The sequence below is a fragment of the Bacillus sp. UNC41MFS5 genome (assembly GCF_000686805.1).
Genome location: NZ_JMLP01000005.1, coordinates 22,850 through 49,309 on the forward strand (window position 1 = coordinate 22,850; position 26,460 = coordinate 49,309).

Annotated in this window: 24 protein-coding genes and 1 other annotated feature; of the genes, 19 read left to right on the forward strand and 5 right to left on the reverse strand. The window is 40.0% G+C overall.

Going from position 1 to position 26,460, the window contains the following annotated elements; all coding sequences use genetic code 11:
• The first annotated feature begins 4 nt into the window (after positions 1 to 4).
• From BR30_RS0100135 to BR30_RS0100185, 11 genes are all read left to right on the forward strand, one after another.
• On the forward strand, positions 5 to 454 hold the full coding sequence (locus BR30_RS0100135) for a NanQ anomerase/TabA/YiaL family protein (RefSeq protein WP_231507598.1): 450 nt from the start codon (positions 5 to 7) through the stop codon (positions 452 to 454).
• 30 nt (positions 455 to 484) lie between these two features.
• Entirely contained in the window at positions 485 to 1,651 is a 1,167-nt protein-coding gene (locus tag BR30_RS0100140; RefSeq protein WP_026563186.1) for a sialidase family protein, read from the forward strand.
• Positions 1,652 to 1,753: 102 nt separating this feature from the next.
• A complete protein-coding gene (locus BR30_RS0100145) occupies positions 1,754 to 3,037 on the forward strand; it encodes an SLC13 family permease (RefSeq protein WP_026563187.1) in 1,284 nt (427 codons plus the stop codon).
• A 225-nt stretch (positions 3,038 to 3,262) separates the two neighbouring features.
• Complete coding sequence (locus tag BR30_RS0100150) at positions 3,263 to 3,964, forward strand: response regulator transcription factor (protein ID WP_026563188.1); 702 nt, start codon at positions 3,263 to 3,265, stop codon at positions 3,962 to 3,964.
• A complete protein-coding gene (locus BR30_RS0100155; protein ID WP_026563189.1) occupies positions 3,961 to 4,932 on the forward strand; it encodes a sensor histidine kinase in 972 nt (323 codons plus the stop codon). Before BR30_RS0100150 ends, BR30_RS0100155 begins: the two co-directional genes overlap by 4 nt.
• A 208-nt stretch (positions 4,933 to 5,140) precedes the next feature.
• A complete protein-coding gene (locus BR30_RS0100160; protein WP_026563190.1) occupies positions 5,141 to 5,911 on the forward strand; it encodes an ABC transporter ATP-binding protein in 771 nt (256 codons plus the stop codon).
• The gene (locus BR30_RS0100165; protein WP_026563191.1) at positions 5,886 to 7,790 is read left to right on the forward strand and encodes an ABC transporter permease; all 1,905 of its coding nucleotides are present in this window, start codon (positions 5,886 to 5,888) and stop codon (positions 7,788 to 7,790) included. The genes BR30_RS0100160 and BR30_RS0100165 overlap by 26 nt, the downstream gene beginning before the upstream one ends.
• Before the next feature lie 190 nt (positions 7,791 to 7,980).
• Entirely contained in the window at positions 7,981 to 8,958 is a 978-nt protein-coding gene (locus BR30_RS0100170) for an ABC transporter ATP-binding protein (protein ID WP_026563192.1), read from the forward strand.
• Positions 8,955 to 9,758 (forward strand): ABC transporter permease, encoded by an 804-nt coding sequence (locus BR30_RS0100175; protein WP_026563193.1) that lies wholly within the window; start codon positions 8,955 to 8,957, stop codon positions 9,756 to 9,758. Before BR30_RS0100170 ends, BR30_RS0100175 begins: the two co-directional genes overlap by 4 nt.
• A gap of 6 nt (positions 9,759 to 9,764) precedes the next feature.
• A complete protein-coding gene (locus tag BR30_RS0100180; protein ID WP_026563194.1) occupies positions 9,765 to 10,547 on the forward strand; it encodes an ABC transporter permease in 783 nt (260 codons plus the stop codon).
• Positions 10,548 to 10,653: 106 nt separating this feature from the next.
• Positions 10,654 to 11,226 carry a TetR/AcrR family transcriptional regulator gene (locus BR30_RS0100185; RefSeq protein ID WP_026563195.1) on the forward strand — a complete coding sequence of 191 codons (573 nt, stop codon included), beginning with the start codon at positions 10,654 to 10,656 and terminating at the stop codon, positions 11,224 to 11,226.
• Between the two features lie 74 nt (positions 11,227 to 11,300).
• On the opposite strand, the gene BR30_RS32465 is transcribed toward BR30_RS0100185, so the two are convergent.
• Together BR30_RS32465 and BR30_RS0100195 are read right to left on the reverse strand one after the other, a co-directional pair.
• On the reverse strand, positions 11,301 to 11,573 hold the full coding sequence (locus BR30_RS32465) for a hypothetical protein (RefSeq protein WP_035444905.1): 273 nt from the start codon (positions 11,571 to 11,573) through the stop codon (positions 11,301 to 11,303).
• Positions 11,574 to 11,721: 148 nt separating this feature from the next.
• Positions 11,722 to 11,976 (reverse strand): alpha/beta-type small acid-soluble spore protein, encoded by a 255-nt coding sequence (locus tag BR30_RS0100195; RefSeq protein WP_026563196.1) that lies wholly within the window; start codon positions 11,974 to 11,976, stop codon positions 11,722 to 11,724.
• A 102-nt stretch (positions 11,977 to 12,078) separates the two neighbouring features.
• Positions 12,079 to 12,295 (forward strand) — a binding site (T-box leader).
• Positions 12,296 to 12,348: 53 nt separating this feature from the next.
• On the opposite strand from BR30_RS0100195, the gene argS reads away from it, so the two are divergent.
• The 3 genes from argS to BR30_RS0100210 all read left to right on the forward strand — a co-directional run bounded on the left by argS (position 12,349) and on the right by BR30_RS0100210 (position 16,634).
• Positions 12,349 to 14,043, forward strand: coding sequence for an arginine--tRNA ligase (gene argS / locus BR30_RS0100200; protein ID WP_026563197.1), 1,695 nt, complete (start codon positions 12,349 to 12,351; stop codon positions 14,041 to 14,043).
• A 66-nt stretch (positions 14,044 to 14,109) separates the two neighbouring features.
• Positions 14,110 to 14,574 carry a DinB family protein gene (locus BR30_RS0100205; protein ID WP_026563198.1) on the forward strand — a complete coding sequence of 155 codons (465 nt, stop codon included), beginning with the start codon at positions 14,110 to 14,112 and terminating at the stop codon, positions 14,572 to 14,574.
• 233 nt (positions 14,575 to 14,807) lie between these two features.
• Positions 14,808 to 16,634: an APC family permease gene (locus tag BR30_RS0100210; RefSeq protein ID WP_026563199.1), complete on the forward strand. Its 1,827-nt coding sequence runs from the start codon at positions 14,808 to 14,810 to the stop codon at positions 16,632 to 16,634.
• A gap of 68 nt (positions 16,635 to 16,702) precedes the next feature.
• Here the strand turns inward: BR30_RS0100210 and BR30_RS0100215 are convergent, their stop codons facing one another.
• Together BR30_RS0100215 and mgtE are read right to left on the reverse strand one after the other, a co-directional pair.
• Positions 16,703 to 17,296: an undecaprenyl phosphate transporter UptA gene (locus BR30_RS0100215; protein WP_026563200.1), complete on the reverse strand. Its 594-nt coding sequence runs from the start codon at positions 17,294 to 17,296 to the stop codon at positions 16,703 to 16,705.
• 134 nt (positions 17,297 to 17,430) lie between these two features.
• Positions 17,431 to 18,789, reverse strand: coding sequence for a magnesium transporter (gene mgtE, locus BR30_RS0100220; RefSeq protein WP_026563201.1), 1,359 nt, complete (start codon positions 18,787 to 18,789; stop codon positions 17,431 to 17,433).
• 228 nt (positions 18,790 to 19,017) lie between these two features.
• On the opposite strand from mgtE, the gene BR30_RS0100225 reads away from it, so the two are divergent.
• Positions 19,018 to 19,794 (forward strand): hypothetical protein, encoded by a 777-nt coding sequence (locus BR30_RS0100225; RefSeq protein ID WP_026563202.1) that lies wholly within the window; start codon positions 19,018 to 19,020, stop codon positions 19,792 to 19,794.
• A gap of 50 nt (positions 19,795 to 19,844) precedes the next feature.
• Here BR30_RS0100225 and BR30_RS0100230 read toward each other — a convergent pair whose 3' ends face one another.
• Positions 19,845 to 20,507, reverse strand: coding sequence for a sulfite exporter TauE/SafE family protein (locus BR30_RS0100230; RefSeq protein WP_026563203.1), 663 nt, complete (start codon positions 20,505 to 20,507; stop codon positions 19,845 to 19,847).
• Between the two features lie 217 nt (positions 20,508 to 20,724).
• Here BR30_RS0100230 and BR30_RS0100235 point away from each other — a divergent pair, with 217 nt between their 5' ends.
• The 4 genes from BR30_RS0100235 (at position 20,725) to uvsE (ending at position 26,394) form a co-directional block, all read left to right on the forward strand.
• Positions 20,725 to 21,798, forward strand: a complete 1,074-nt coding sequence (locus tag BR30_RS0100235) for a D-alanine--D-alanine ligase (protein ID WP_026563204.1) — start codon at positions 20,725 to 20,727, stop codon at positions 21,796 to 21,798.
• An 83-nt stretch (positions 21,799 to 21,881) separates the two neighbouring features.
• The gene (locus BR30_RS0100240) at positions 21,882 to 23,261 is read left to right on the forward strand and encodes a UDP-N-acetylmuramoyl-tripeptide--D-alanyl-D-alanine ligase (protein WP_026563205.1); all 1,380 of its coding nucleotides are present in this window, start codon (positions 21,882 to 21,884) and stop codon (positions 23,259 to 23,261) included.
• A gap of 576 nt (positions 23,262 to 23,837) precedes the next feature.
• Positions 23,838 to 25,337, forward strand: coding sequence for a degradosome RNA helicase CshA (locus tag BR30_RS32470; RefSeq protein WP_035444909.1), 1,500 nt, complete (start codon positions 23,838 to 23,840; stop codon positions 25,335 to 25,337).
• A gap of 91 nt (positions 25,338 to 25,428) precedes the next feature.
• Positions 25,429 to 26,394, forward strand: a complete 966-nt coding sequence (gene uvsE, locus BR30_RS0100250) for a UV DNA damage repair endonuclease UvsE (RefSeq protein ID WP_026563206.1) — start codon at positions 25,429 to 25,431, stop codon at positions 26,392 to 26,394.
• Positions 26,395 to 26,460: the final 66 nt, after the last annotated feature.

Sequence of the window (26,460 nt, forward strand, 5' to 3'; positions counted from 1 at the left end):
TGAAGTGAATTGTGTGATAATAGATTTAATAGAAAATTTAGAGGAATATAGGTCATTAAATCCAAAAATCGCCAACGGTTTAGAGAAATTAAACGAAGTCGAAATAGATTATCAAAAGCGATTTGATTTTGATGGCGGTTATTTGTTCTTTCAGGAAGGAACTACGAATCCGATAGATGAAGGAACTTTTGAAGCGCATAAAAAATATATGGATATTCAAATTGTTTTGGGTGGTTCGGAATATGTTGCCTGGACCCCCATTAATCAATTAGTAGTAGCTATAGAATATAATGCGGAAAAGGATGTAGTTCGATTAAACGGCAGTCCGAAAGAAATCATGAAAATTGATAAGGGTATGGCCTATATTTGTCTGCCTCACGATGGACATAAAGCGTTAAAACATATAGATCAAGCGACGAAATACAAGAAAGCGGTAATGAAGATAGAAATTTAATGAGAAAGATAGGGTGATTATGTGATTAGTATGAGTAACAATAAATTAGTCATTAACCGGTCGATTCCAAACGGTAAATTAATTCATGATGATTTTACAAATATTGATTTTTCTTTAATTCCATCTGGTCCTTTTTCAACTGCACATGCACCAACTATTATTAAGTTGGACGATGGAGATTTATTATGTGCATGGTTTGCAGGTTCATTTGAAGGCAGTCCCGATATTTCCATTGTATTATCAAAATTTAATCATGAAACGGAAGAGTGGAATGTACCTAAAATTGTCTCGCAGGATGATACGCGTAGTGAGCAAAACCCTTCCTTCTTTCAAGCACCTGATAAATCAATATGGTTAATCTATACTTCTCAGGAAGGTAGACAACCAGGTAAAGATAATATGCAGTTTACGTCCATTATTAAATATCAGAAAACATACGACAACGGTGAAACTTGGACTGAGCCTGAAGTATTATTTAGCCAGCCTGGCATCTTTGTTCGACAAGCGATTCAAGTATTAAGTAATGGCAGATGGATCTTTAGCACGTGGGTATGTGAAGATTCAGAATTAGGTCTTACAAACGATCCTACCGTATTTCAAGTATCAGATGATGAAGGACAAACATGGAAAGAAGTACGCATGCCTGATAGCAACGGACGTGTACATGCCAATGTTATCGAATTAGAAGACGGTCATTTAGTGGCATTTATGAGAAGTAGATTTGCGGATTATATTTATAGAAGTGAGTCAACGGATAATGGAGATTCATGGACAGTGCCTGAGCCAACAGTCCTGCCAAATAATAATGCAAGTATAAGTGCAATCAAACTTGATAACGGTGCCATTGCGATTGCCTATAATGCAAACGCTGCTAATAATCCTGAAAAAGGTAAAGTTGCATGGCCAGGATTAAGAAATCCGGTAGTAGTTTCAATATCTGAAGATGGCGGACATACTTGGCCAATCGGTCGAATTATTGAACACGCAGAAGGTTTCATTGGAGCAGAAAATAAAACGAATAATTCACAATTTGAATATCCTACTATTTATCAAGATGCGGGGAGACGATTACATTTAGTATACGCATATAAGAATAGAATATGTGTTAAATATAATAGTTTTTCAGTTGAAGATATATATGGTGAAAAACGTGAAAATGAAGGGGTTTACAATCCTACCTCTGGAGAAATCAGCTAGATAATAAATTATCACATAATTATAGTTTGATAGGCTTTGGGATAAGACCCAAGTTAAAAAAATATCCATTTAACTTGGTTATTAAGAGAGGAGAAATAAGAAATGACATTGGAAATGATTCTTGCCCTTGGGATCTTGATCCTGATGATTGGATTGATTATGTCAGACAAGATGGCCTTCGGCGCACCACCAATCCTGGCATGTATTCTGTTAGTAGTCACCGGTTTGTCTACCGTTCAGGAGGCTTTCGCAGGCTTCGTAAATCCAACCGTTATCATGATCGCTGGTTTTATGGTTGTGATGGCGGGAATAATGAAGACTAGCTTGATTAGTAAGGTTCAGTCCTCAATGCTCGCTTTGGTAAATAAGGGCGGTTATAAGAGCTATGCTCTTTTGCTCGTGGTCGTTATGCTTGGTGCCAGTTTTCCAGGTACCGGTGCCACTGGTTACTATGTACTTATTCTATCTTTGATCTCTACAATCCCTTACAATAAAAAGATGCCTACGTCTAAACTGATGATGCCTTTGGGATTTGCTACTAACCACCCTTTGATTCCTTTCAATGTAGCACTCCTCTATGGTGTTACTTTCAGTGTACTGCAAACGGCAGGTTATCACGGCGCGTTTTCTATGACGAAATTTGCTATTGTGAACTTCATCCTGGCTCTTGGTTTCTTAGTATGGAGTTTGGTTGCTTATCGTCTTCTACCGGATCATCCAATTTCGGAAGCTTCTGCAATGGATGAGGTGGCAGCTACAGCTGAGATGGCGGCTATGCCTAGATGGAAAGAATACAGTACCATCGCTGCCTTTATCCTCAGTGTTGTTGGTATGATGCTTATGGACAAGTTGGGCAATGCTGCCTTTGTAATTCCTGGCCTTGCAGGAGCATTTTTGCTAATCATCAACGTGCTTGACTTCAAGGAAGTCCGGGATAATATGGGTGCACCTGTAATCCTTATGACGGCTGGTGTTATTGGCGTTGCGGACGCTGTGGCTAACTCTGGTTTTACAGCCATGATTGGTAAGGTCGTGGCGGATGCATTGGGTACTAATATCAATCCATTCCTTCTTATCTTGATTTTCGCACTTCTAACTAGTACCTGTGCTACTTTTACTGGTTCAAATATGGGTTCTGTATTCATCTTTGCGCCAATCGCTATTGCAACCAGCGTTGGTTTGGGACTTAATCCTGTCGCTGCTGCAGTTGCAGTTGTCGTATCTGGATGGAACGGCGGATATATGCCAATCGACGGTATGCCTGCGATGATTTTAGGTATGGGTAAATATAAGCTTCCGCAGTTCTGGTTGTTCTCAGTACCTATGTACCTGATCCGTATTATTGTGCTTTGTGCAGGTGCTATGCTTATTTTCCCTGTAAACTGATAAAGTGATAGAAGGAACAGTTGGATTAAGTGGGACGAGATAAAGAAAGAAAGCGCTATATAAGTTTCAAACAAAAACTAATAATAGAAAAAGCACACTCAGTCAGATAATTCTTGTCGTCTGGGTGTGTTTTTTTTTTCGTTGAACGGTGCTTTTTGATATTATTTCCATTTATTTGCGGCCATTTGATACAATCAAGGAGGAGTATAGGGAAGGAGTATTATAATGTTTAAAATTTTTATAATTGAAGATGACAAACAGTTGGTGAACTTGCTGAAAGAGCATTTACATAAGTTTGGGTATGATACAAAGTCAGTTGGTAATTTTGAAACAGTCCGTGCGCAATTTGAGGAATATGAACCACATCTTGTATTACTAGATGTGAATTTGCCGAAATATGATGGCTATTATTGGTGCAGGCAAATTCGCAGTGTTTCAACCTGTCCGATTCTCTTTATTTCCGCTCGGGAAGGGAAGATGGATCAAGTGATGGCTCTAGAAAATGGGGCAGATGATTTTATCACGAAACCCTTTGACTATGAAATTGTTACGGCGAAAATAAATAGTCAACTAAGAAGGGCTTATGGGTCGTATGCTAGTTCTCAAAATGAGCGGTCCACTACGGTGGATGGATTGACCTTGGATGTGGAACGCCTCCGGCTTACATTAAACGAACATGAAATTGATCTGAGCCATACCGAAGCGAAAATTTTAGATGAACTCATGAAAAAAGCGGAGAAAGTCGTCAGTCGCGATCGACTCTTAGAGAAAATCTGGGATGATCAAGCCTTTGTGGACGATAATACATTGAATGTCTATGTAACACGAGTCCGGAAAAAATTAGCAGCCATACATATTGATGAAGCCCTTCAAACGGTTCGCGGTCAAGGGTATCGTCTTGTTCCAAACTGGAGGCATGAGCAATGAAGCTTTTTTTTCGCGATCAACTGTCGCTAATTATCTTTTATATCCTTCAGTTGGTTGTTCTTACGGCTGTTTATTGGCTAGATGGGTATCATCATTTAGCAATCAGTCTTTATGCAGCATTCCTAAGTGGATGTATTTTGATTGGTTATCTCTTCTTTCGGTACATCACCAATCGGTCGTTCTACCAGCGCGTGGAAAAACCGCTAACTTCCATGGAGGATTTTGCAAGCAATGTACAGCAAAGCCCACTAGCGGAGAGCTTACAACAGCTTTTGAAAAGCCAATTCCGTCACTATAAAACCGACTTACATAATTATAAATACAAGTTGGAGGGACATATCCATTTTATTAATCAATGGGTGCATCAAATGAAGACGCCATTGTCAGTGATTCATTTAATCGTCCAGGATGAGGATGATTCCCGTTTCAGTGCGATTAAGGATGAGCTGGATCATCTTAAAAAGGGATTGGACATGGTTTTATATACAGCACGTTTAGATACTTTTGAACGCGATTTTTATGTGGAGACCCTAAATTTGCAAACCGTTGTCCGTTCTGTGACATCCAGCCAGAAACGGTTATTTATTCGGAAGCGAGTGTTCCCAGCGATAGAAATCGATGGGGTTCTGAGTGTGGCATCAGATGAAAAATGGTTGTCGTTTGCCATTACCCAGTTGATGACCAATGCCCTGCGCTATACCGTCGAGGAGAATCGCAAAGTTTACTTTCATGGCTACAAGCTCGGCATTAATACCGTTTTAGAAATCCGTGATGAAGGAGTCGGGATTCCCCCAAGTGATTTACCCCGTGTCTTTGATCCCTACTTTACAGGGGAAAATGGCCGAAACTTCCAAGAATCCACCGGAATGGGCCTCCACCTCGTCAAGCAAATCTGCGAAAAACTCGGACATCGTATCGAAATCGACTCCATCATAAACCAAGGAACCACTGTACGCATTATTTTCTAATGGTGTCATTTAGGGTGTCAGGCACCGTCCATGGACACTTTCCTGTTTTGTCCTTTTGGGACGGACACTCGGGCTAATGGTTATCTTTTAAACTACACAATTATCTCAACCTTACAATTGTGTAATATAGTTGTAAGTTAACGACATGGAAGCGGGTGCTGATATCTAGGTAAAATGAGGGTACAAATGAAACAGGGAGTGAAATTGGATGTCGATTTTAGATGTGAGACATTTAGAAAAGATTTATGAGGGTAAAGTGGCGCATAAAGCTATTGAAAATATAAATTTTATGGTCGAAAAAGGTGAATTTGTTGGAATCATGGGGCCCTCTGGGAGTGGGAAAACAACTCTCTTAAACTTAATCGCCACCATCGACAAACCTACAGCAGGTGAAATTACCATTAACGGGAAAAATCCGCATGTGTTAAATCGAAAAGAAACAGCATTATTCCGGCGCCATGAGCTTGGGTTCGTTTTTCAACATTTTAATTTACTGGATACCTTAACAGTAGAAGAAAATATCGTTCTGCCGCTCACCCTTGATGGGGAAAGTGTGAAAGAAATGGATATGAAACTCATTCAGGTTGCCAAAAAGCTAGGAATCGACCCAATCCTGAAAAAACGCACCTATGAGATCTCTGGTGGTCAAATGCAGCGAACTGCTATCGCCCGTGCGATTATACACCAACCAGCCCTTATTTTAGCGGATGAGCCAACAGGGAACTTGGATTCAAAATCCGCCAAGGATGTCATGGAAACACTGACAGCAATCAACAAGGAAGATGGGACTACCGCATTAATGGTTACTCATGATGCAGTTGCTGCCAGCTATTGTCACCGTGTCATTTTTATTAAAGATGGACAACTCTATAACGAAATCTACCGTGGTGATAACCGCCAGGCATTCTTCCAAAAAATCATTGATATGCTAGCATTGTTAGGAGGGGACAGCCGTGACCTTTCCACAGTTCGTTTATAGAAATGTGGTCCGCAATAAGCGGACCTACGCAGCCTATTTCTTAAGCAGCGCCTTTTCTGTCATGATCTTTTTTATTTACGCCCTATATATCTTTCATCCAGATATTAAAAAGGGTGTAACTTCGGTGTTAGCCGCTGAATTAATGACGGCTGCTGAAGTAATTATGTACGTGTTTTCATTCCTGTTTGTACTATACTCTGTCAGCACTTTTCTAAAATCACGGAAACGTGAATTCGGAATTTTAATGATGCATGGCATGACAAAGGGTCAATTGAATAGTATGGTGTTTTTAGAGAATATGATAATTGGGGTTGGTGCGATTATTATAGGGATTGGAGCTGGAATGATTACGGGGAAACTTTTTCTTATGATTGGTTCCAAAATGATCGGAATTCCCCCCTTGCCATTTTATTTTTCTGAAAAAGCACTCATACTTACCATTGGCGCCTTTTTATTCCTTTTCTTTACCATTTCATTATTTACAACCATCCTTGTCAGAGTAAATAAATTAATTGATTTATTTCAAGCAGGGGAAAAGCCGAAAAAAGAACCCAAGGTATCGGTCTTCTTATCAATTCTCTCAGCTATTTTGCTCCTTGCCAGTTATTACTTAGCAGCAACAGCAACCATGCTGACGCTAATTTTTCGAGTACTGCCTGTAATTGGAATGACGATTATTGGAACCTACTTTTTCTATACTCAACTATCGGTATGGGTTACAAAACTACTTCAAAAAAATCGTTTCTTGTTTTGGAAAAAAACGAATCTAGTGACGATTTCCAGTCTAGCCTATCGCTTGAAGGATAATGCGCGGATGTTTTTCATGGTAACGATTGTTTCAACCGTGGCTTTTTGTGCAGTAGGGACGCTTGCTTCGATGAATGTGATGAGTAAACAACTCGACGTAGAATTTCCTGCTGAAATTAGTTATCTTGCAAAAGATGATCAACCGGTTCACCAACAAAATTTACAGCAAATCGAAGCGGAATTAAAGGATAAGAAAATCAATTACACAACTAATCAGATCCTGATTAAATACGTAGCTGTTGCTACTTCGACAGATAAATATGCACGAGAAAAAATCCCGGTCGTTTCTTTCTCGGATTATAAAAAAATTGCACAAGCAGCTGGCTACGAATTTAACGAAAAGCGGCTTGTCGGAAAAGAAACGCTAGAAATGCGTACATCGATTTTTAGTAACTTGGAAGGGATCACCTATACTTTAAAACAGGATCAAATAAGACTTACTCATGACCAAGCAACTAAACACATCGTTTTTCCCATCCAGTTGGTTCATAGTCAGGGGATCGTAGTCAGTGATGAGCTGTTTGACAGGCTTACCCCCGTTAATACCGAAATCTTTACAGGCTTTTACACAAAGGAACTTAAAAAAACAACAGGGATAGCAGAGAATCTAGTCACAAACGGTACCTCGATGTCGTTAGAACATGTTCCTTACTCAATTACGGTCAGCGGAACTTTATACGAACTACAAATGGGTATGTATAAGATGATGTTGTTCGTTGCTTTATTAATTGGGGCTGTATTCTTTATCGCGGCAGGAAGCTTTCTATATTTCAGGCTCTATGCAGATTTGGATTACGACCGGCGCCAATATCTGACCATTACAAAAGTAGGGTTAACCGATCGTGAACTAAATAAAATTGTTACTCAGCAGCTGGTCTTGCTTTTTTTCGTACCAATTGTAGTAGCCTTTGTTCATAGTGGGTTTGCTTTTATGGCCTTACAAAGCTTTTACAAATTATCTATCGCAAAAGATATGATCATCGTTCTGGCTGGTTTCTTTCTGGCACAATTCATTTATTTCTTTTTGATTCGTTACCGATATTTACGAAACCTGAAAAAATCATTAATCTAGAACAAAACCCATCTGATTCTATAAATCAGATGGGTTTTGTTAACTTTCAATACAGATAAGAATACTGCAAAAAATGATATGGATCAGGAAATTTTTCTGGAGTTTGAGTATTTAGAAAATTCTTGACATGGTTTTGTCCTAAATGTTATTATTTTCCTCTGCGACTCAGGATAGATTAGGGGGAAAACGGTTGATTCATTTACAAGGCATTAGCAAATCCTTCAAGGTTGCCAAGCGCCAATCTGGCTTTCGGCAAGCAGCCAAAGCGCTTTTTTATCGGGAACATACGATTATTGACGCACTCAAGGAAATCTCTTTTTCTATTCATCCTGGTGAAATCGTCGGCTACATTGGACCAAATGGAGCGGGGAAGTCGACGACGATCAAAATAATGAGTGGCATACTGGTGCCTGACACCGGGAGTTGCTCAATTATGGGCTTTACTCCGTGGAAGGATCGAGTTCAATATGTGCAGAATATTGGAGTGGTCTTCGGCCAGCGCTCACAGTTATGGTGGGATGTTCCGGTAATCGATTCTTTTGAACTGTTACAAGACATTTACAAGGTCCCGCAACAAGAATATCAAACTACGCTCAATCTACTCATTGAAACGCTCGAGTTGCAAACTATCATTCATTCACCCGTGCGTCAACTAAGCTTAGGGCAGCGGATGCGTTGTGAAATAGCAGCCTCGCTTCTACATAATCCAAAAATCTTGTTTTTGGACGAACCAACCATAGGGCTGGATGCTGCCTCTAAAATAGCGGTCCGCCAATTTATCAAAACAATTAATAAAGAAAAGGGAGTTACAGTTATCCTTACTACCCACGATATGAATGATATCGAAGCCTTGGCTGACCGAGTCATTTTAATTGGAAAAGGCAGTTTATTATATGATGGTCAGTTAGAGGAATTAAGAAAACAATTTGGTTCTCAAAAAACAATCACCGCTGATTTCCACAAAAACACTCAAATCATCGATATCCAGGGGGCAACCGTGCTCTCGCGGTCACCGGAACGGATGGTCCTTAGCATTGATACAGACATGGTCAACTCCTCCCAAATCATTACCCAATTGTCCAATAAACTTGAGTTAATCGATGTTTCGATTGAATCGCAACCAATCGAGGAAATCATCCTCCAACTATATAAGGAGTACAAAATATGAAGGTATATCTTTCTGTTTTGAAACTGCGGATGAACATCGGCTTGCAGTACCGGACAGCGGCTTTGGCGGGGGTAGCTACTCAGTTTTTCTGGGGGTTTATCACAATCATGGTTTTTGAAGCCTTTTACGAATATGCTGCCAATACACCACCGATTTCCTTAAGGGAATTAATCACCTACATCTGGCTGCAACAGGCCTTTCTCGTCTTTATAACGATGTGGTTTCGCGATAATGAACTATTTGATCTGATTACAAGTGGAAATATTGCTTACGAACTTTGCCGACCTTGTGAACTCTATGGTTTCTGGTATGCGAAACTGCTTGCCCAGCGGATGTCGAGTGCCTTTTTGCGCTGCTTCCCAATCTTGATTATCTCATTTTTTTTACCAAAACCGTATAATATGACTCCGCCGCCAAGTTTCCCTGCCTTTCTATTATTCTTAAGTGCACTCATTCTAGGATTACTTCTGCTAGTAGCTATCTCAATGTTCTTATATATATCCGTATTTGTGACCTTGTCCCCGATGGGATCATTGTTAGTATTTAGTGTCATCGGTGAATTTTTTGCCGGATTAATCATTCCTGTTCCGCTAATGCCCGATTGGCTGCAAAATGCGGCGAATGTCCTTCCGTTTCGCTGGACGGCAGATTTTCCATTCAGGGTTTATTCTGGGCATATCCCACAGCATGACGCCATCAGCGGAATTATCATTCAACTAATCTATCTTGTGGGCCTTGTTTGGTTAGGAAGAGCAGCTCTCAATCGTGTATTAAGGAAGGTCGTCGTCCAAGGAGGGTAACCCAAGGTGAGAATATATATTAAGTATGTAATGATTCACTTTAAATCACAAATGCAATACCTTAAATCTTTTTGGTTATTATCGTTAGGGCAATTTTTTATCCCTTTTACAGTCTTTGCGGGCTTGTACTTTTTATTCGAACAGTTTGGGCAAATAAAAGGATGGCAATTCTTTGAGGTGGCGCTTTGTTTTGGGAGCATTCACATGGCCTTCGCACTGAGTGAATGCTTTGCCCGCGGTTTTGATAGCTTTTCTAGTCTAGTTCGGAATGGTGAATTTGACCGATTACTTGTCCGCCCGCGAAGTACGTTCCTCCAAGTTCTCGGGTCCAAATTCGAGTTTACAAGATTTGGCCGCCTTCTTCAAAGTGCGGTTGTATTGATCTGGGCCATGACCAATCTCAATATCGAATGGAATATCGTAAAAGCGGTCACATTGCTACTGATGATTGTTAGTGGAGTGCTTATTTTTACCGGCATCTATATTCTAGCTGCCACGCTGTGTTTTTGGACGATTGAAGGTCTTGAGGTAGTCAACATTTTTACCGATGGCGGAAGGGAAATGGCGCAATATCCATTAAATATTTATCAAAAATGGGTGGCTCGTTTTTTTACTTTTGTGATTCCATTCGGAACAGTAAATTATCTGCCGCTCTTATCTATTTTAGGTAAGAATAGTGGAAATGAAATCTATTACATGCTTACCCCGATAGCCGGCAGCTTGTTTATTCTTCCTTGTCTTCTTGTTTGGCAATATGGCGTAAAACATTATCGTTCCACGGGTTCCTGATTTAGGAGCCCGTCTGCTTGTTATTAGGTAAATTGCAGTGAGATGTAACTTATGATATATTTGAAGGAAAATGACCAAAGAACCAAAATGGTCAGTGGAGGTTGACATGGCAACCGATCGAAGAAAGCTGATTGTAGAAGCAGCAACTAAGTCCTTTTCCTTGTTTGGCTATAAAGCAACAACAATGGATCAAGTCGCAAAGTTGGCCAATGTAGGGAAAGGGACGATTTACACCTTTTTTAAAAATAAAGAAGAATTATTCGAAGAGATTATTTCAACTTTGGTAAAGGAAATGATTGCGGAAGCAGAATCAGTTATCCAACCAGATTTACCCTTTACAGAAAACGTGCATCGGGCTCTTTATCGTTTATTAGAATTTCGCTCCCAGCACCAATTGATGATTAAACTGGTGCAGGAGGAAACGGAAATGGGGACTTTAGCTGTTTCGGAAATGCTGCAGCATGTCGAGGATCAAATTATTGCTTATTTAAAGCAGAAGATCGATGCAGCCATCACGAAAGGGGCCATCCCGGCAGTCAATACTGAAATCACTAGCTTTCTTTTGTTAAAAATGTATATTGCCTTAGTTTCTGATTGGGAGAGGCATCATCAACCTTTAAGTTCAGAACAAATTGCGGAAATTATGAAGGTTTTTTTAGTAAAAGGTTTGTCCATATAAAAAAGACTTGTGTGTTTCTCAATACAAGTCTTCTGGCCTATGCGGTGCGTCACTTATGTGGCGCTTTTGTTTTCTTATTTTACAAGATAGAGATTCTTTGAAGTGGCAGCGACTTTCGGACCGTTTTTACGGCTGCCAGTGAGTTCTTCCATTAAGCTTAAAAATGTTCCAAAAAGGTAATTGACCACGGATCCGGCCAGTATTCCAAATCCTAGTGCTGTTAAGAAATAAGCAGAATTGTAACCGCTTGCAAATTGACCTAACAAAATAAGAATGATTCCTAAACCGCTTCCGAAGATAGCTGTTTTCTTAAATGTAAAAATACTCTTTAAGTGTTTTTCCTGCATCATCATCAACTCCCTGTAAGAATATTCTATCAATTGTCACAGAATTGTCAAACTTTTTTTGAAAACTTTATTTTTTTAATCTTGTGTGTTGACTTCCGCTTCAGGCGCTCGGATTGGAAACGGGGCCTAACAAATTAGGCCCCATGCATTATTTCTTTGCTAGGTTTTCTTGTGCCATTTTTACCAATTCGCGGACCATGCTGCCTCCTAGCCGGCCGCCTACTTTCCCAGCTTGCTCTGAAGTGAGTTGGCCATTATAACCTTTTTTCAATGGAACCCCGACCTCTTCGGCTGCTTCAAATTTTGCATCCTCTGGGTTTCCGGTATTTGCGACTTTTGCCTTTAACGCATCTAAGCCAGTTCGCGCTTCTGGAACAAGGATTTTATTTCTTCTTCTCGCCATTAAAATCCCTCCTTTACGTTAGGATTACCTGAATGTAAAAAATAATCAAAAATCACTGGAAAAACCCATATTAATCCAGTATAATACTTGTAATAAATTCGGAAAAAATCAATGATAAAGAGAGTAGTTATCTAAGATGGTCCAGCGATTCAGGGGTGGTGCGAGCCTGAAACAGAATAGATAATGAAGCGCACTTTTGAGATGCATGCCTGAAGGAAACAGTAGGGTATGCCGGAGGATCCTCCGTTACTAAGGAAAGCTGGTTCTTCATTTGAACAATTAGAGTGGTACCGCGGGATGTTAAACTCTCGTCTCTTTTAGTAGAGACGGGAGTTTTTTGTTTTTTTAAAAGAAAATAGGAGGTCGGATCAAATGAATTTTAAACAAGAGTTGGCATCAATCTTACATGACTTGCTGGGCCAAGAGATGTCACTGAAAGACTTGGAATTGATGATCGAAAAACCAAAGAACCAGGAGCACGGGGATTTAGCTTTTCCTTGCTTTACGTTAGCGAAGCTAAAAAGAAAGTCCCCCAATCTGATTGCCGAAGAATTATCTAAAAAAATACAATCGCCCATTTTTGAAAAAGTCACTGTGGTGGGGGCGTATCTTAATTTCTTTTTAAATAAAAAGACAGCTTCTGAAAAAGTAATTGGAGATATCTTTGCACTAAAGGGGAAGTACGGTGAACATGCATTTGGGAACGATGGTGCTGTCACGATTGACATGTCCTCTCCTAATATTGCTAAACCCTTCTCAATGGGGCACTTGCGTTCAACGGTAATCGGCAATTCACTCGCTTTAATTGTAGAGAAATGCGGTTATAAACCCATTAAAATTAATCATCTTGGTGACTGGGGAACTCAGTTCGGGAAGTTAATCACGGCCTATCAATTATGGGGAGATGCCGACAAGGTTAAAGCAAATCCGATTAAGGAATTATTGGCCCTCTATATTAAATTTCATGAAGAAGCGGAGAACAATCCTTCCCTTGAAGACCAAGGACGCGGTTGGTTTAAGAAGCTGGAAGATGGAGATGAACAAGCTTTAGCGCTTTGGAAATGGTTCCGCGATGAGTCATTAAAGGAGTTTTCAAGAATATATGAGTTAATGAACGTGCAATTTGACTCGTATGCAGGTGAAGCATTTTATAATGACAAAATGGATCGCGTTGTTCAAATCCTGGAAAAACAACACCTACTGGTTGAGTCCGAACAGGCACAGGTGGTGGAACTAACAGAAGAACAACTGCCGCCATGCCTGATTAAAAAGTCGGACGGGGCAACCTTGTATGCAACCCGTGATTTAGCCGCGGCTCTTTATCGACAGGAGGAGTATCAATTTGTCCAATCCTTATATGTCGTAGGCCATGAACAAAGCCTTCATTTTAAACAGTTAATCGCAGTGTTAGCCAAGATGGGTTATGATTGGTCGAAACAAATGCACCATATTCCCTTTGGCATGATGCTAAAAGAAGGAAAGAAAATGTCGACGAGAAAAGGGAAGGTTGTTTTATTAGAAGAAGTTTTAAATGAATCGATTGCAATGGCTCGCCATAATATTGAAGAGAAAAATCCTAACCTCTCAAATAAAGATGAAGTAGCCAAACAAGTGGGCGTTGGGGCGGTTATTTTCCACGACTTAAAAAACAATCGAATGAACGATATTGAATTTTCATTAGAAGAAATGCTTCGTTTTGAAGGAGAAACGGGACCTTATGTCCAATATACCTATGCGCGGGCTTGTTCCATTTTACGAAAAGCCACGGGGAAGCCCCAGTATGAGGCTGAAACCTACACCAACTCATGGGAGAGGGAATGGAAGGTAACCAGCCTCCTAATGGAATTCGCGCCTGCGGTTCAAAGAGCCTGTGTCAACTTTGATCCGTCCCAAGTGGCAAAATATATTATTGACCTGGCGCAAGCGTTCAATAAATATTATGCAGAAGTAAAAATCCTAGAAGAAAGCGCAGAACAGCAGGGACGGTTAGCACTGGTTTATGCGGTAACGGAAGTTTTAAAAGAGGGGTTACGATTATTAGGATTGGATGCCCCAGAGGAAATGTAGGATCCCTTAAAACGGCAATAATTAATTTGAACTTCAGCTAAGCAAATGAAATGGAGGCAAAGAAAGATGAGTGAATTATTATTTAAGCATTTTGAACTTACAAGAGGAAGATTTGTTAACTTTGTGGGGGATTTAGAAGAAGGGATTGCCAGTGTTCAGCCAGATGGGTTTAATAATACGATCCAATGGCATGTGGGTCATGTCCTCACAGTTGCCGAGCAATTCATGTTCGGATTTCCGAAAAAATCAACCCAGCTGCCAGCCAACTATATGCAGTTATTTGCTTCTGGATCGAGTCCAGCTGCATGGGAAGGGAATGTTCCTTCCGTGCAGGAATTAATCATTCAGTTACAAGACCAATTAGCACGAATGAAAGAAATTCCAGTGGAGAGCTTTAACCAAAGGCTAAAAACCCCATTCCTTGGTCAAGAAACCTTTGGTGAATTAGCCAATTTTGCGCTTTTCCATGAGGGTATTCATTTAGGACAAATGCAGGCAATGAAGCGAATCATTAAAGCGAACGTAAATTAGTTTGTAAAAATATTAGTGTGAAAGCATGGGATCCTAATAAGGGCTCCATGCTTTTTTTACCTCACCGGATAATTTTCTTCATTAATCGGACTAATTAGGAAAAGACTATGTAGTGATACGTTGATATTTTTGTGGGAATTTGGATTTTCGTCAAAAATAAAACACTTCATATAAAAATGGTGTTGTGTTAAAATCAATCGGTAATTCTACTTCAAATGTGGTGGGTGAATCCAGTGCTCTCTTCTTTTAAGAGATTCTTAATCGGCCGGCCGTTAAAATCAACGGAACTAGGCGAACAAAAATTAAATATCCTGAAGGCTTTAGCGATTCTATCTTCCGATGCCCTATCATCTGTGGCGTACGGGACTGAACAAATTCTGATTGTGTTAGCAACGGTAAGTGTCATTGCTTACTGGTACTCAGTTCCGATTGCAGTGGGAGTACTATTTCTGTTAGCAGCGCTAATCTTATCTTATCGGCAAATTATCTATTCCTACCCTCATGGCGGTGGGGCCTATATAGTCTCAAAAGAGAATATAGGTGAGAAAGCAGGATTAATTGCTGGAGGATCGCTTTTAGTTGATTACATATTGACGGTAGCGGTAAGTGTCACCGCGGGTACAGATGCGATTACATCAGCATTCCCAGCGTTACATGCGCATACTGTCGGCATTGCTTGTGTCCTTGTTACCTTTATCACGATTCTCAATCTGCGCGGAATAACGGAATCAGCGTCGATTTTAGCTTATCCCGTCTATTTATTTGTTGTAGCGCTATTTATTTTAATTGGTGTTGGTCTTTTTAAAATTATGACAGGCGATGTGTCACCAACTGTTGAACATGCAGCGATCGGGACGCCTGTTCAAGGTATTACACTGTTCATACTGCTTCGTGCCTTTGCATCGGGATGCTCGGCGTTAACAGGGGTAGAAGCCATTTCAAATGCAATTCCAAGTTTTAAAGATCCGGCACCAAAGAACGCAGCGAAAACATTAATTTTAATGGGATCACTGCTTGCCTTGTTATTTACGGGTATTACTTTCCTAGCTTATTATTACGGAATTTCACCAAAGCATGACGAAACGGTCGTCTCACAAATTGCCAAAGAGACTTTTGGCCGTAATTACCTTTATTTCTTTGTCCAAGGAACAACTGCACTTATTTTAGTTCTGGCGGCTAATACTGGTTACTCCGCGTTTCCGTTATTAGCTTATGCGCTTGCTAAGGATAAATATATGCCAAGGATGTTTACCATTAGGGGAGACAGACTGGGGTATTCTAACGGGATTGTTTCCTTAGGAGTAGCCTCCATCTTGCTGATTATTTTTTCCAGAGGTCAAACAGAGCACTTAATCCCTCTTTATGCGGTTGGCGTATTTATCCCGTTCACCTTGTCGCAATCAGGGATGATTATAAAGTGGTTACGAGAAAAACCGGCTGGATGGGTGGCAAAACTAGCTTCCAATCTAATCGGTGCACTGATCACCTTAGCCGTATTAATCATTTTCTTTTTAACTAAATTTAGCCAAGTATGGTTTGTGGTCATCTTTTTACCAATCATCGTGTTTGCCTTCAAACGGATTAATCATCATTATGAAGCCGTTGGCGAACAATTAAGAATCCATCCAGATGATCCTGCGCCGCCGATTGAGGGGAATGTTATTATTGTCCCCGTCGCTGGGATTACTAAGGTTGTTGAAAACTCAATCAATTATGCCAAATCGATAACGGATCAAATCTTTGCGGTTTATGTGTCGTTTGATCGTGAGGACGAAAAGCGTTTCGAAGAAAAATGGCAGCAATGGCAGCCGGATGTAAGGCTCGTTACTCTACAGTCACATTACCGAAGTGTACTGATTCCTTTATCGAAATTTATTGATACGGTAGAAAATAAGGCAAGTGAAAACCAGTATCGGGTAACCGTATTAATTCCGCAATTTATAACAAAGAAAAGCTGGCATAATATTTTGCACAACCAATCAAGTTTATTAATTCGTACCTATCTTATTTTTAAAAAGAGGGTTATTGTGTCAACACTGCCGTTTCATTTTAAAAAGTAAAGGGTGGCGGTGAAAAAGCTCGATACATGGGCGCAAAGAAAATTTTCAGCAAAGCAAAACCACCGGGATTAGTCGGTGGTTTTCTTTGTCTTTTTGACTAAAAAATAAATGGCCCCTAGAACAACTGCTCCGATAATGGCTGGCATTACGTAGGGTTGTGCGTACTCTTTGATATGTGCCCAATTACTGCCTAAGACTTTACCTAAGTAGAGGAACAGAATCGTCCATGGAATAATGGCTGCAACAGTGTAAAGCGTAAATTTTGTTGCTGACATTTTGGCAATACCTGCTGGGATGGAAATCGCATGCCGGACAACAGGAATGAAGCGTGCTGAAAAAATAACACCGGCCCCATATTTTTCAAACCATTGTTCAGCAATATCGATATGATGCTTTTTAATAAGCACATATTTTCCGTACTTTTCTAAAAAAGGTCTGCCGCCGTAATAGCCGGCCCAATATAAAAATAACTGTGCAAGTGTTCCCCCCACAGTCCCGGCAATGACGGATCCGATAAAATTAAGATGTCCCTGCGAAATCATATAACCGCCATAGCCTAAAACAATTTCACTGGGGATAATCTCGATCATTAATCCAAGGGCAATGCCGAAATAGCCTAATTGTGATAAAGACTCCAATATTGAATTAATAAATTCTGACATAGTTCACCTTCACTTAACTATATGTTTGTTTCTCCTTTCTTAGTGTAAACCAGATTGTCTATTTAAGAAATAAATATGGTCCTTTTCTTTGGGACATTCCTAAAAAATCAAAAAACAATTCACTGATTTTTTTCCTACATGAGATATTTTAAAAACATGGTGGCAATCCCGAAGTAGGTAAGTAGTGAAAATATATCATTCAAGGTAGTAATTAGGGGCCCTGAGGCAACAGCAGGGTCAATCTTTAAACGAAATAGAATAAGCGGAATAACCGTCCCTGCAAGTGTTCCGATGATTAGGGTGAAAAATAGGGAGCTGCCGACTACTGCACCTAAAATGAGACTTCCCTGCCAAATATATGCAATCACCGCAATCAAAATAGAGCAAGTAATACCAATAGTAATCCCAACACCAAGCTCCCTTGCAATTAATCGTGCAATCACACCCTTATCAATATCGTACGAAATCAATCCTCTAACGACGACTGCCAGCGATTGAGTCCCAGTGTTTCCAGTCATGCCGGCAATCATCGGCATAAAAAAGGCCAGCGCGACCACTTGCTGCAGTGTATCTTCAAAACTGCTGATAATTCTTCCTGAAACCACTCCAATAAATAAAAGTAAGATTAGCCATGGGAGCCTTCTTGCTGCTGCAACTAAAGTTTTTGTTTCAAAGTCAATGGATTTCCCCGTTGCCGATAATTTTTCAATATCTTCATTGGCTTCCTTTATCACGATGTCAATGATGTCATCAACGGTGACAATCCCGACGAGGATATTATTCTCATCGACGACGGGGATGGCTAAGAAATCATATCGCTCCACGATTTGCGCTACAACCTCTTGGTCTGTCACTACTGTAACGGAAATGATCCGTTCATACATAATTGTACTTATTTTTTCATCTGGCTCTGCTAATAGTAAATCACGATAAGAAACCACCCCGACTAGCTTCCGGTCTTCATCAATAACATATAGATAGTTAATAGATTCGGCAAATTCTGCGAACACCTTAAACTTATCTACGGCTTCTCTAACCGTAAAATAGCTGCGAATCCAAACAAAGCGATTCGTCATGATTCTTCCGGCTGTTTCCGGCGGATATTTCATAATATCTTGGACGGCAATAGATTCCTCTGCCTTCATTCCAGAAAGAAGGGAATCCTTTTTCTCTGGCGATACTTCATGCAGCAATAACGCCAGATCATCATTATCCATTAAATTAAGAACTATACTAGACTTTTCAATTCCTAAAATATTTAATAAGCCAAGCTGGTCTTCCTTATCAAGCTCTTCCATTAAGTCAGCGAGAACGTCAAATTTTAAAAATAGGAGAAATCGCCCTTTATGCTTTTCAGGTAAATCCTCATAAATCTTGGCGACATCATAGGGCTGGAGTTCATCAAGTATATTTTCAAATTCTGTTTTCCGATTTTCCTTTAATGTTTTTATGATGTAAAGACTTAATTCATCTTGAGTCATATCCTTAATCATGGATGAAACCAGCTCCTTATCTTACTAATGCATAAAATCTAATTTGCTAAAGAAATATAGATGAAAAAGGAAAGTTAACAAATAATAATCCAATAATCATAAATCTAGTATGTGTCAATCAAACTTATTATTTGTAAAAGAATTGAAATAAGCTATTTGGACTATTATTTGATAAAATAAGGAAGTATTGACTAAATCATTTCATGTGTTGAACGGAGGAGTTTTGCTTTGAAAAAGCATCATCAAGACATACAGGATCTCATCTATGTCCATTTAAACCAAACAGACCAGTATGTAATGTCTTCCGGTATCGAATTTGCTGAATTCGCTGCTGCTTTTTCAGGTTCATTAAATCCCTTGCTATTACTTGCGCACCGCTTTGATGATGCTGATTTTAATATGCATACCCAACTTGAATATTGTCCTGATGAAAGAATTAACAAATTGGCAGGGGAAGATGTCTATAGTTACGGAAATTTCTGTTGGATTGACTTTATTGAGGAAGATGTGTTGAATGAACTGACAGGTCAGGAAATCGCTGAACTATTATACTTAGGTCACCTAAAGCACCATCTGAAATTGCCCTTTTATAATAAACTAGGTAACCGTTTTGTTTATTTGGCCCAAGATGATGGCTGGTTTAACAAAACCTATTACCGAAGCTTCAAGGATTTCTTCCATGTTTTAAGTGAAGTGGTGGCAGGAAAACTAGGGGATCTTAAAATCGAAAAGTCCATTCTTGGCTTTCGAAAGAAAAAGACCTATCCTCAAGTAAATAAAGAAATCCTTCTGTCCTTAACACCGTTCATTAAGGAAGGGATCTGTATTTCGTTACGAGATGCCGACCATCAACGGACTCGTATTGAAATTCCCATCTGGGTGATTGGCGATTTCGCCAATATGGATGATATGGTGGAGGAATATGAGCAAGTTTCATCGAAACCATGTCATGCAAAAATCATTTTTGATAAAAAAACAAAAGAATGGAAGTTAAACGTTGTCTAAATCTTTAGGCTTTAAAAATAAGTCCCACTCTATTTGGGTGGGACTGTTTGTTATGAGAACCACAAGCTGAATAATCCTTCGTTCACGCCTAAGTTATACATATAATAAATTCCGAATAATATGCTGACAATGCCTGCGAGGTTATTCAAATATCTATTCACTTGCTTCCCGGAAGTTAACACAAATGGGATTCCGATAACCGTTGAAAAGGTAAGCATTCCAACAATCGTGCCACAACCAAAGATAAGGATGTATAATGCACCTTGCCATGCAGTCGAAACGGTACTCATTGTTAATAAAACCATTGCTGCACTGCCTGCAAGACCATGAATGAGACCGATGAAAAAGGATTTAAGATGGGTACGGCCTTTTATTTCTTTGTCTGGGGTATGATGGGGATGAGGATGACGATGTTTCATAAAAGATAAAAGACTATTTAGGCCGAGACTGACGAGCATGACCCCTACGATAAATTCAAGGCTCAATGCGACCGTATCTGTGATAGTATTTTTGGCGACAATCAATATCATTCCGAAAAGGAAGAGTGTGGCAGTGTGCCCAATTCCCCAATAGACACCAGCAAAGATGGAGCGCTTTATATTTTTTGTTTCACTCACGATAGTGGATACTGCAATAACATGGTCAGGCTCGATCGCATGCTTAATTCCTAGCAAAAAGCCTAATAATAAAATCGATAAAAGTGTTCCCGTCATTAACTCGCCTCCAAAAAAAGTTTCAACACAATTATACAGGATAAATAAAATAAGTATAGAAAATTGCCAAATTAGCCGGCACGAGTTTTTAAGCAAGCTGTAGCAATCATAAAATATTCTGGTAGGAAAAAACTTAAAAAACTTAGAGGACTACATTTCCTTTCTTTTTAAAATAAGTGTTAAAATATAACCGTGAATGAGAAAATGGAGGTTTCGTATGAAAACAAAATTAGGATTATTATATGGAGGAAAATCAGCTGAACATCAAGTTTCCCTGCAAACGGCCTTAGCTGTCATTCGGGCGTTAGATCTTGAGAAATTTGATATTCATCCTATTTACATAAATACCCAAGGAAACTGGATTAAAGGACCGCAATTAAGTGAGCCGGTAGAAAACGTAAAGGCGCTAGAATTTTCAGAGGGGAATCAGTTATCTCCTTTATCATTGGCACCAACACTTTTCCAAGCTGAAAAGCAGGAAACACTGGATGTGATATTCCCGTTGTTACATGGACCGAATGGGGAAGACGGAACGGTCCAAGGCCTATTGGAACTGCTAAATCTTCCATACGTTGGCAATGGAGTTCTTGCTTCGGCTGCGGGTATGGATAAAGTCATGATGAAAAATGTATTTGCACAAGCAGGGCTCGCCCAAGTGAACTATGTAGCCTTTATTAAAAGCGAGTGGGAGAAAGCTAAAGCCGAGGCTTATAGCAAGGTTGAAACAGAACTTGGCTACCCTTGCTTTGTGAAGCCAGCGAACCTTGGCTCAAGTGTCGGCATCAGCAAATGTACCAATCGTGACGAATTAGAAGCAGCCTTTGCTGAGGCCTTTCAATTTGACCGCAAAGTCATCATTGAAGAAGGCGTTGTTGCCCGTGAAATCGAAGTGGCGGTGCTTGGAAATGATGAACCTGAATGTTCAGTAGCCGGTGAAATTGTTCCGAAGAAGGATTTCTATGATTATAAAGCAAAATATGAAAGCGGGGATACAGCACTAATCATTCCAGCTGACATTACTGACGAGGAATACGCGCAGCTAAAAGAAATGGCGATTAAAGCCTTTAAATCTTTAGATTGTTCTGGTTTAGTTCGTGCGGATTTCTTTTTGACTAAAGATGGGAAAGCATTGATTAATGAAGTGAACACAATGCCTGGCTTCACGCCGTTTAGTATGTTCCCGCTCTTATGGAAGCACACGGGGGTAGAATACCCGCAATTGATTGAGCGGCTTGTTAATCTTGCAAAAGAAAGACATGCTGAAAAGCAACAGATTAAGTTTACTTTCTAAAATTAGAGACACGGCTAAAATTGCCGTGTCCATTTGCATTTTGACATGCGGAAGCGCCTAGAAGAATCAGAAGGAGGATATCCATGATAAAACGATCGTTAAAACAGATTGCTGAGATGATTTCTGCCGAGGACGTTACGATTACGTTTGCTGACACGATAATCACGGGTGTATGTATTGATTCACGTAAAATTGAAGAAGGAAACTTATTTATCCCTTTTAAGGGAGAGCAAGCCGATGGACATAAATATGTCGAAGAGTCGATCCGTAAAGGAGCAGCGGCGGCTCTTTGGCAAAAGGATGTGCCCAATCCTCCATTACACTTGCCGATAGTAATCGTAGAGAATTGCCTTATGGCCTTACAGGAATTAGCAAGAAGCTACCGGAAACAATTAGCGGTAAAAGTAGTCGGCATTACAGGAAGCAACGGGAAAACAACGACTAAGGACATGACAGCAGGTATTCTATCAACACAATACAAGGTTCTAAAGACAGAAGGCAATTATAATAATCATATCGGTCTTCCGTTAACTGTTTTAGGATTAAACGAAGACACTGAAATTGCCGTTCTCGAAATGGGCATGAGCGGCAGGGGGGAAATTGAGTTTTTAACAAATCTTTCCTGTCCAGATGCTGTCGTAATTACTAATATTGGCGAATCTCACTTACTTGACCTTGGTTCAAGAGAAGGAATCGCAGAAGCAAAGCTTGAAATCCTACAGGGGCTAAAAGATGGGGGACTAGCTGTACTCCATGGCGATGAGCCGCTGCTTATGGAAAGAATTCAAGAGCACAAAGGAAATGTCCAGGTGAAAACTTTTGGGAGAAACGATACAAATGATTTATATCCCACTGAAATTACTCAGTTAGAGAATGGGAATCGTTTTAGAATTAACACGTCAGAGACTGCGTTTGAACTTCCAGTTCTCGGAACACATAATATTTTAAATGCACTTGCTTCGATGCTTATAGCTAATTATTTTTCCATTCCTTTTGAAAAAATGAATGAGGGGCTAGCAAGTATTCGGCTAACCAATATGCGGATGGAGTTAGTTGAAGGGAAGCAGGGCGAAAAAATAATAAACGATGCGTATAATGCCAGCCCGACGTCTATGATGGCGGCCATTGAATTAGTATCGAATCTTCAAGGCTATGCACGAAAAATCCTTGTCCTAGGGGATATGTTAGAACTTGGTCCACAGGAAGAACAATATCATCAGCAAATAGGAGAAGCCTTAAACGATGAAAAAGTCGATCTCCTGTTCACTTTTGGAACTTTAGGGCGGCATATTGCAAACAAGGCCAGAACGGTTTTAGGGCCAGAAAGAGTCTTTGCCTTTACGGAAAAAGAAGCACTCATTCAAGAATTAAGGCAACATGTAGACCATCAAACGTTAATCCTTGTAAAAGCGTCAAGAGGAATGAAATTAGAAGAAATCGTGACCGCATTACAAGTAAATTAAGGAAATTAAAACTGATGATATCATGAATGATTTCAAGATGGGAAAAGAAAAATAACAGAGACCCCCTCTTGTGTGAGAAGGTGCCCTTTCATTTTTCCATTAGACTTTTTGATGAGATAATAAGATTGGTTTGGCGATGTAACAAACTTGTCTTGATTGCAAAATACTAGCAAGAGTGGTATGATGTTCATCAACGTGTCTAAAGAACGATGATTAAAGGGCATACTCCTTGAGGGAGGATGTTTTTTTTTGGTAAAATAAAGATGTTACCTATTTACGGCATTTTGATGCGTGTCAGCTCAAGCGCCATGGGGACCTGAGCCGCTTCGGTCCTGCCTAAGATGAAGAATAACTATCCACTTCCATCCTGATGAAATAAAAATTATTTCATCCTAGATGATATATATCCTATTTCATCAAGGAATCCATTCTTGATGAATCCAAAACGGACTTCACCTTAAGGCCCTCCAGCGCTTTTCGCCTCAATTCGAGCAGGCGCTACCGCTTTTCTGAGTATCAGGCGAAAATATTCAGCTCTCAAAAATATTTTCACATAGATGAAGGAGAATGAAAACATTGACAAAGTTTGAAGAATTAGGCCTAAGTCAGGCTACTTTACAAGCTGTCCTTAAAATGGGTTTTGAGGAAGCAACACCAATTCAGTCGGAAACTATTCCGTTGGGGCTAAAAGGAATTGATTTGATCGGGCAAGCTCAAACAGGAACAGGGAAAACAGCTGCATTTGGGATTCCATTGGTTGAAAAAATTGATACTAGAGCAGATGCGATTCAAGGGATTATTATTGCACCGACTCGTGAACTTGCGATTCAAGTATCTGAAGAACTTTATAAACTTGGTTCGGGCAAACGGGTGCGTGTACTGCCAATTTATGGCGGGCAAGATATCAGCCGCCAAATCCGCTCATTAAAGAAAGCACCACATATCATTGTTGGTACTCCAGGTCGTGTATTGGATCATATCAACAGAAAAACAATGCGTCTTGATACAGTTAACACCGTCATCCTTGATGAAGCGGATGAAATGTTAAACATGGGATTCATTGAAGACATTGAATCTATCCTTGCTTCAACACCAGAAGAACGCCAAACTTTACTTTTCTCAGCAACCATGCCTGGTCCAATTCAAAGAATGGCTGAAAAGTTCATGAAGGAACCGCAAATTGTTCGTGTGAAAACAAAAGAAATGACTGTACCTTCCATTGAACAATATTACCTTGAGGTTCAAGAAAGAAATAAATTTGATGTGTTAACAAGACTTTTAGATATCCAATCACCAGAACTTGCGATTGTATTTGGCCGTACAAAGCGCCGTGTCGATGAATTATCAGAAGCTTTAACTTTAAGAGGTTATACGGCGGAAGGTATTCATGGAGATTTAAGTCAGGCAAAACGGATTTCTGTCCTTCGTAAATTTAAAGAGGGTACTATTGATGTTCTTGTTGCCACAGACGTTGCTGCAAGGGGTCTAGATATTTCTGGAGTTACCCATGTATACAACTTTGACATTCCACAGGATCCAGAAAGCTATGTTCACCGTATCGGTCGTACTGGCCGTGCTGGTAAAACAGGTGTGGCGATGACGTTCATTACACCTCGTGAAAAATCTTATCTTGCAGTTGTGGAAAAAACTACAAAACGCAAAATGGATAAAATGAAGGCTCCTACACTTGATGAGGCGTTAGAAGGCCAACAAAAAGCGGTTGTAGAAAAAATCGTTCAAACAATTGAATCAAACAATTTACATTATTATAAAGCAGCAGCGCAAGAATTGCTTGAAGAAAATGACGCATCAACCGTCATCGCAGCTGTGTTAAAAATGTTAACGAAAGAACCAGATACAACACCAATTAAGTTAACAGAAGAACAGCTTCCACAAAGAAGAGAAAGAAAGTCATATAACGACCGTGACCGTAGAAGAAGAGATGACTCTAGAGGTTCAGGTTCATACCGTGGGGATAATAATCGCAAAAAAGCACCTGCAAGACCACGCAGTGGTGAAAAAAGAACGGGCGGCGGCGGTAAACCATCATCAAAGCCAAGAACGTTTAATCATTAAAATACGTTAAGCATGAACGATTTCGTTCATGCTTTTTTCTATGACCAAAAGGGAATAGTATAGTTAAACACAATTTCTTGGAGTGATAATTATGACGTTGGTACGACTCGGTTATGTGGCTATGAGTGTTGAGCTTCAAAATGCCTCCCCCTCGCAAACGATGACATTCGCTCAATTTGAAAAAATAAAAGACCGGGACGCAGCGATTCGTAAATTAGAGAGAATTGCGAATTCAAACTTAGAAAATTGTCTACGGCTTTTAAAACATAATGCAGGCAATCAAATTCATTTTTTTCGGTTCAGCTCGCGACTCATTCCGCTTGCCAATCATGAGGAATTACTGGATTGGGACTACATCAGCCCTTTAAAGGATACACTCAAGAATCTGGCAGATTATATAAAGGAACATCCAGCTCGGATTGATTTTCATCCGGACCATTTCGTCGTTCTTAATACGCCGGATAAGGATATTTTAAAAAATTCCCTAAAAACGCTCGCCATGCATAAAGCCTTGCTAAAGGGTATGGAGATTGATCCCGAACATCGATGTGTACTTCATGTTGGTGGTGGATATAACGATAAGGAGAAAGCTCTCGAGCAGTTTATTCATAATTGGGCCTATATTTCCCCGTCCATCCAAAAAATGATTATGCTCGAAAACGATGATACGACGTTTACGGTCAAAGAGACCCTTTATCTATGTGAAAAGTTAGGCATTCCGATGGTGTTTGATTACCATCATCACCTTGCTCACCATGATGAAAAAGAGTGGGCGTCGGATTGGGAGAGGATTATTGCAACCTGGGACCAGTCTCCGCTGCCAATCAAGATGCATATTTCCAGTCCACGCTCTGAAAAGGATTTTCGAGCACATGCGGACACAATTGACCCCAAAATGTTTCTGCGGTTTTTACAGCAAATCAAAGGAACAGTTCCTGAGATTCACTGTATGATTGAAGCGAAGCAAAAAGATGCGGCGCTTTTCCAACTTGTAGAGGATTTGCAAGGAAGAGAAGGAGTTGCGTGGATTGACCAGTCGAGTTTTATTATCCAATAGGATCCACAAGAGTGGTTTGGCAAAGAAAAAGGAATCGCAGTGAATTGTTGATTCGGCTGCAAATCC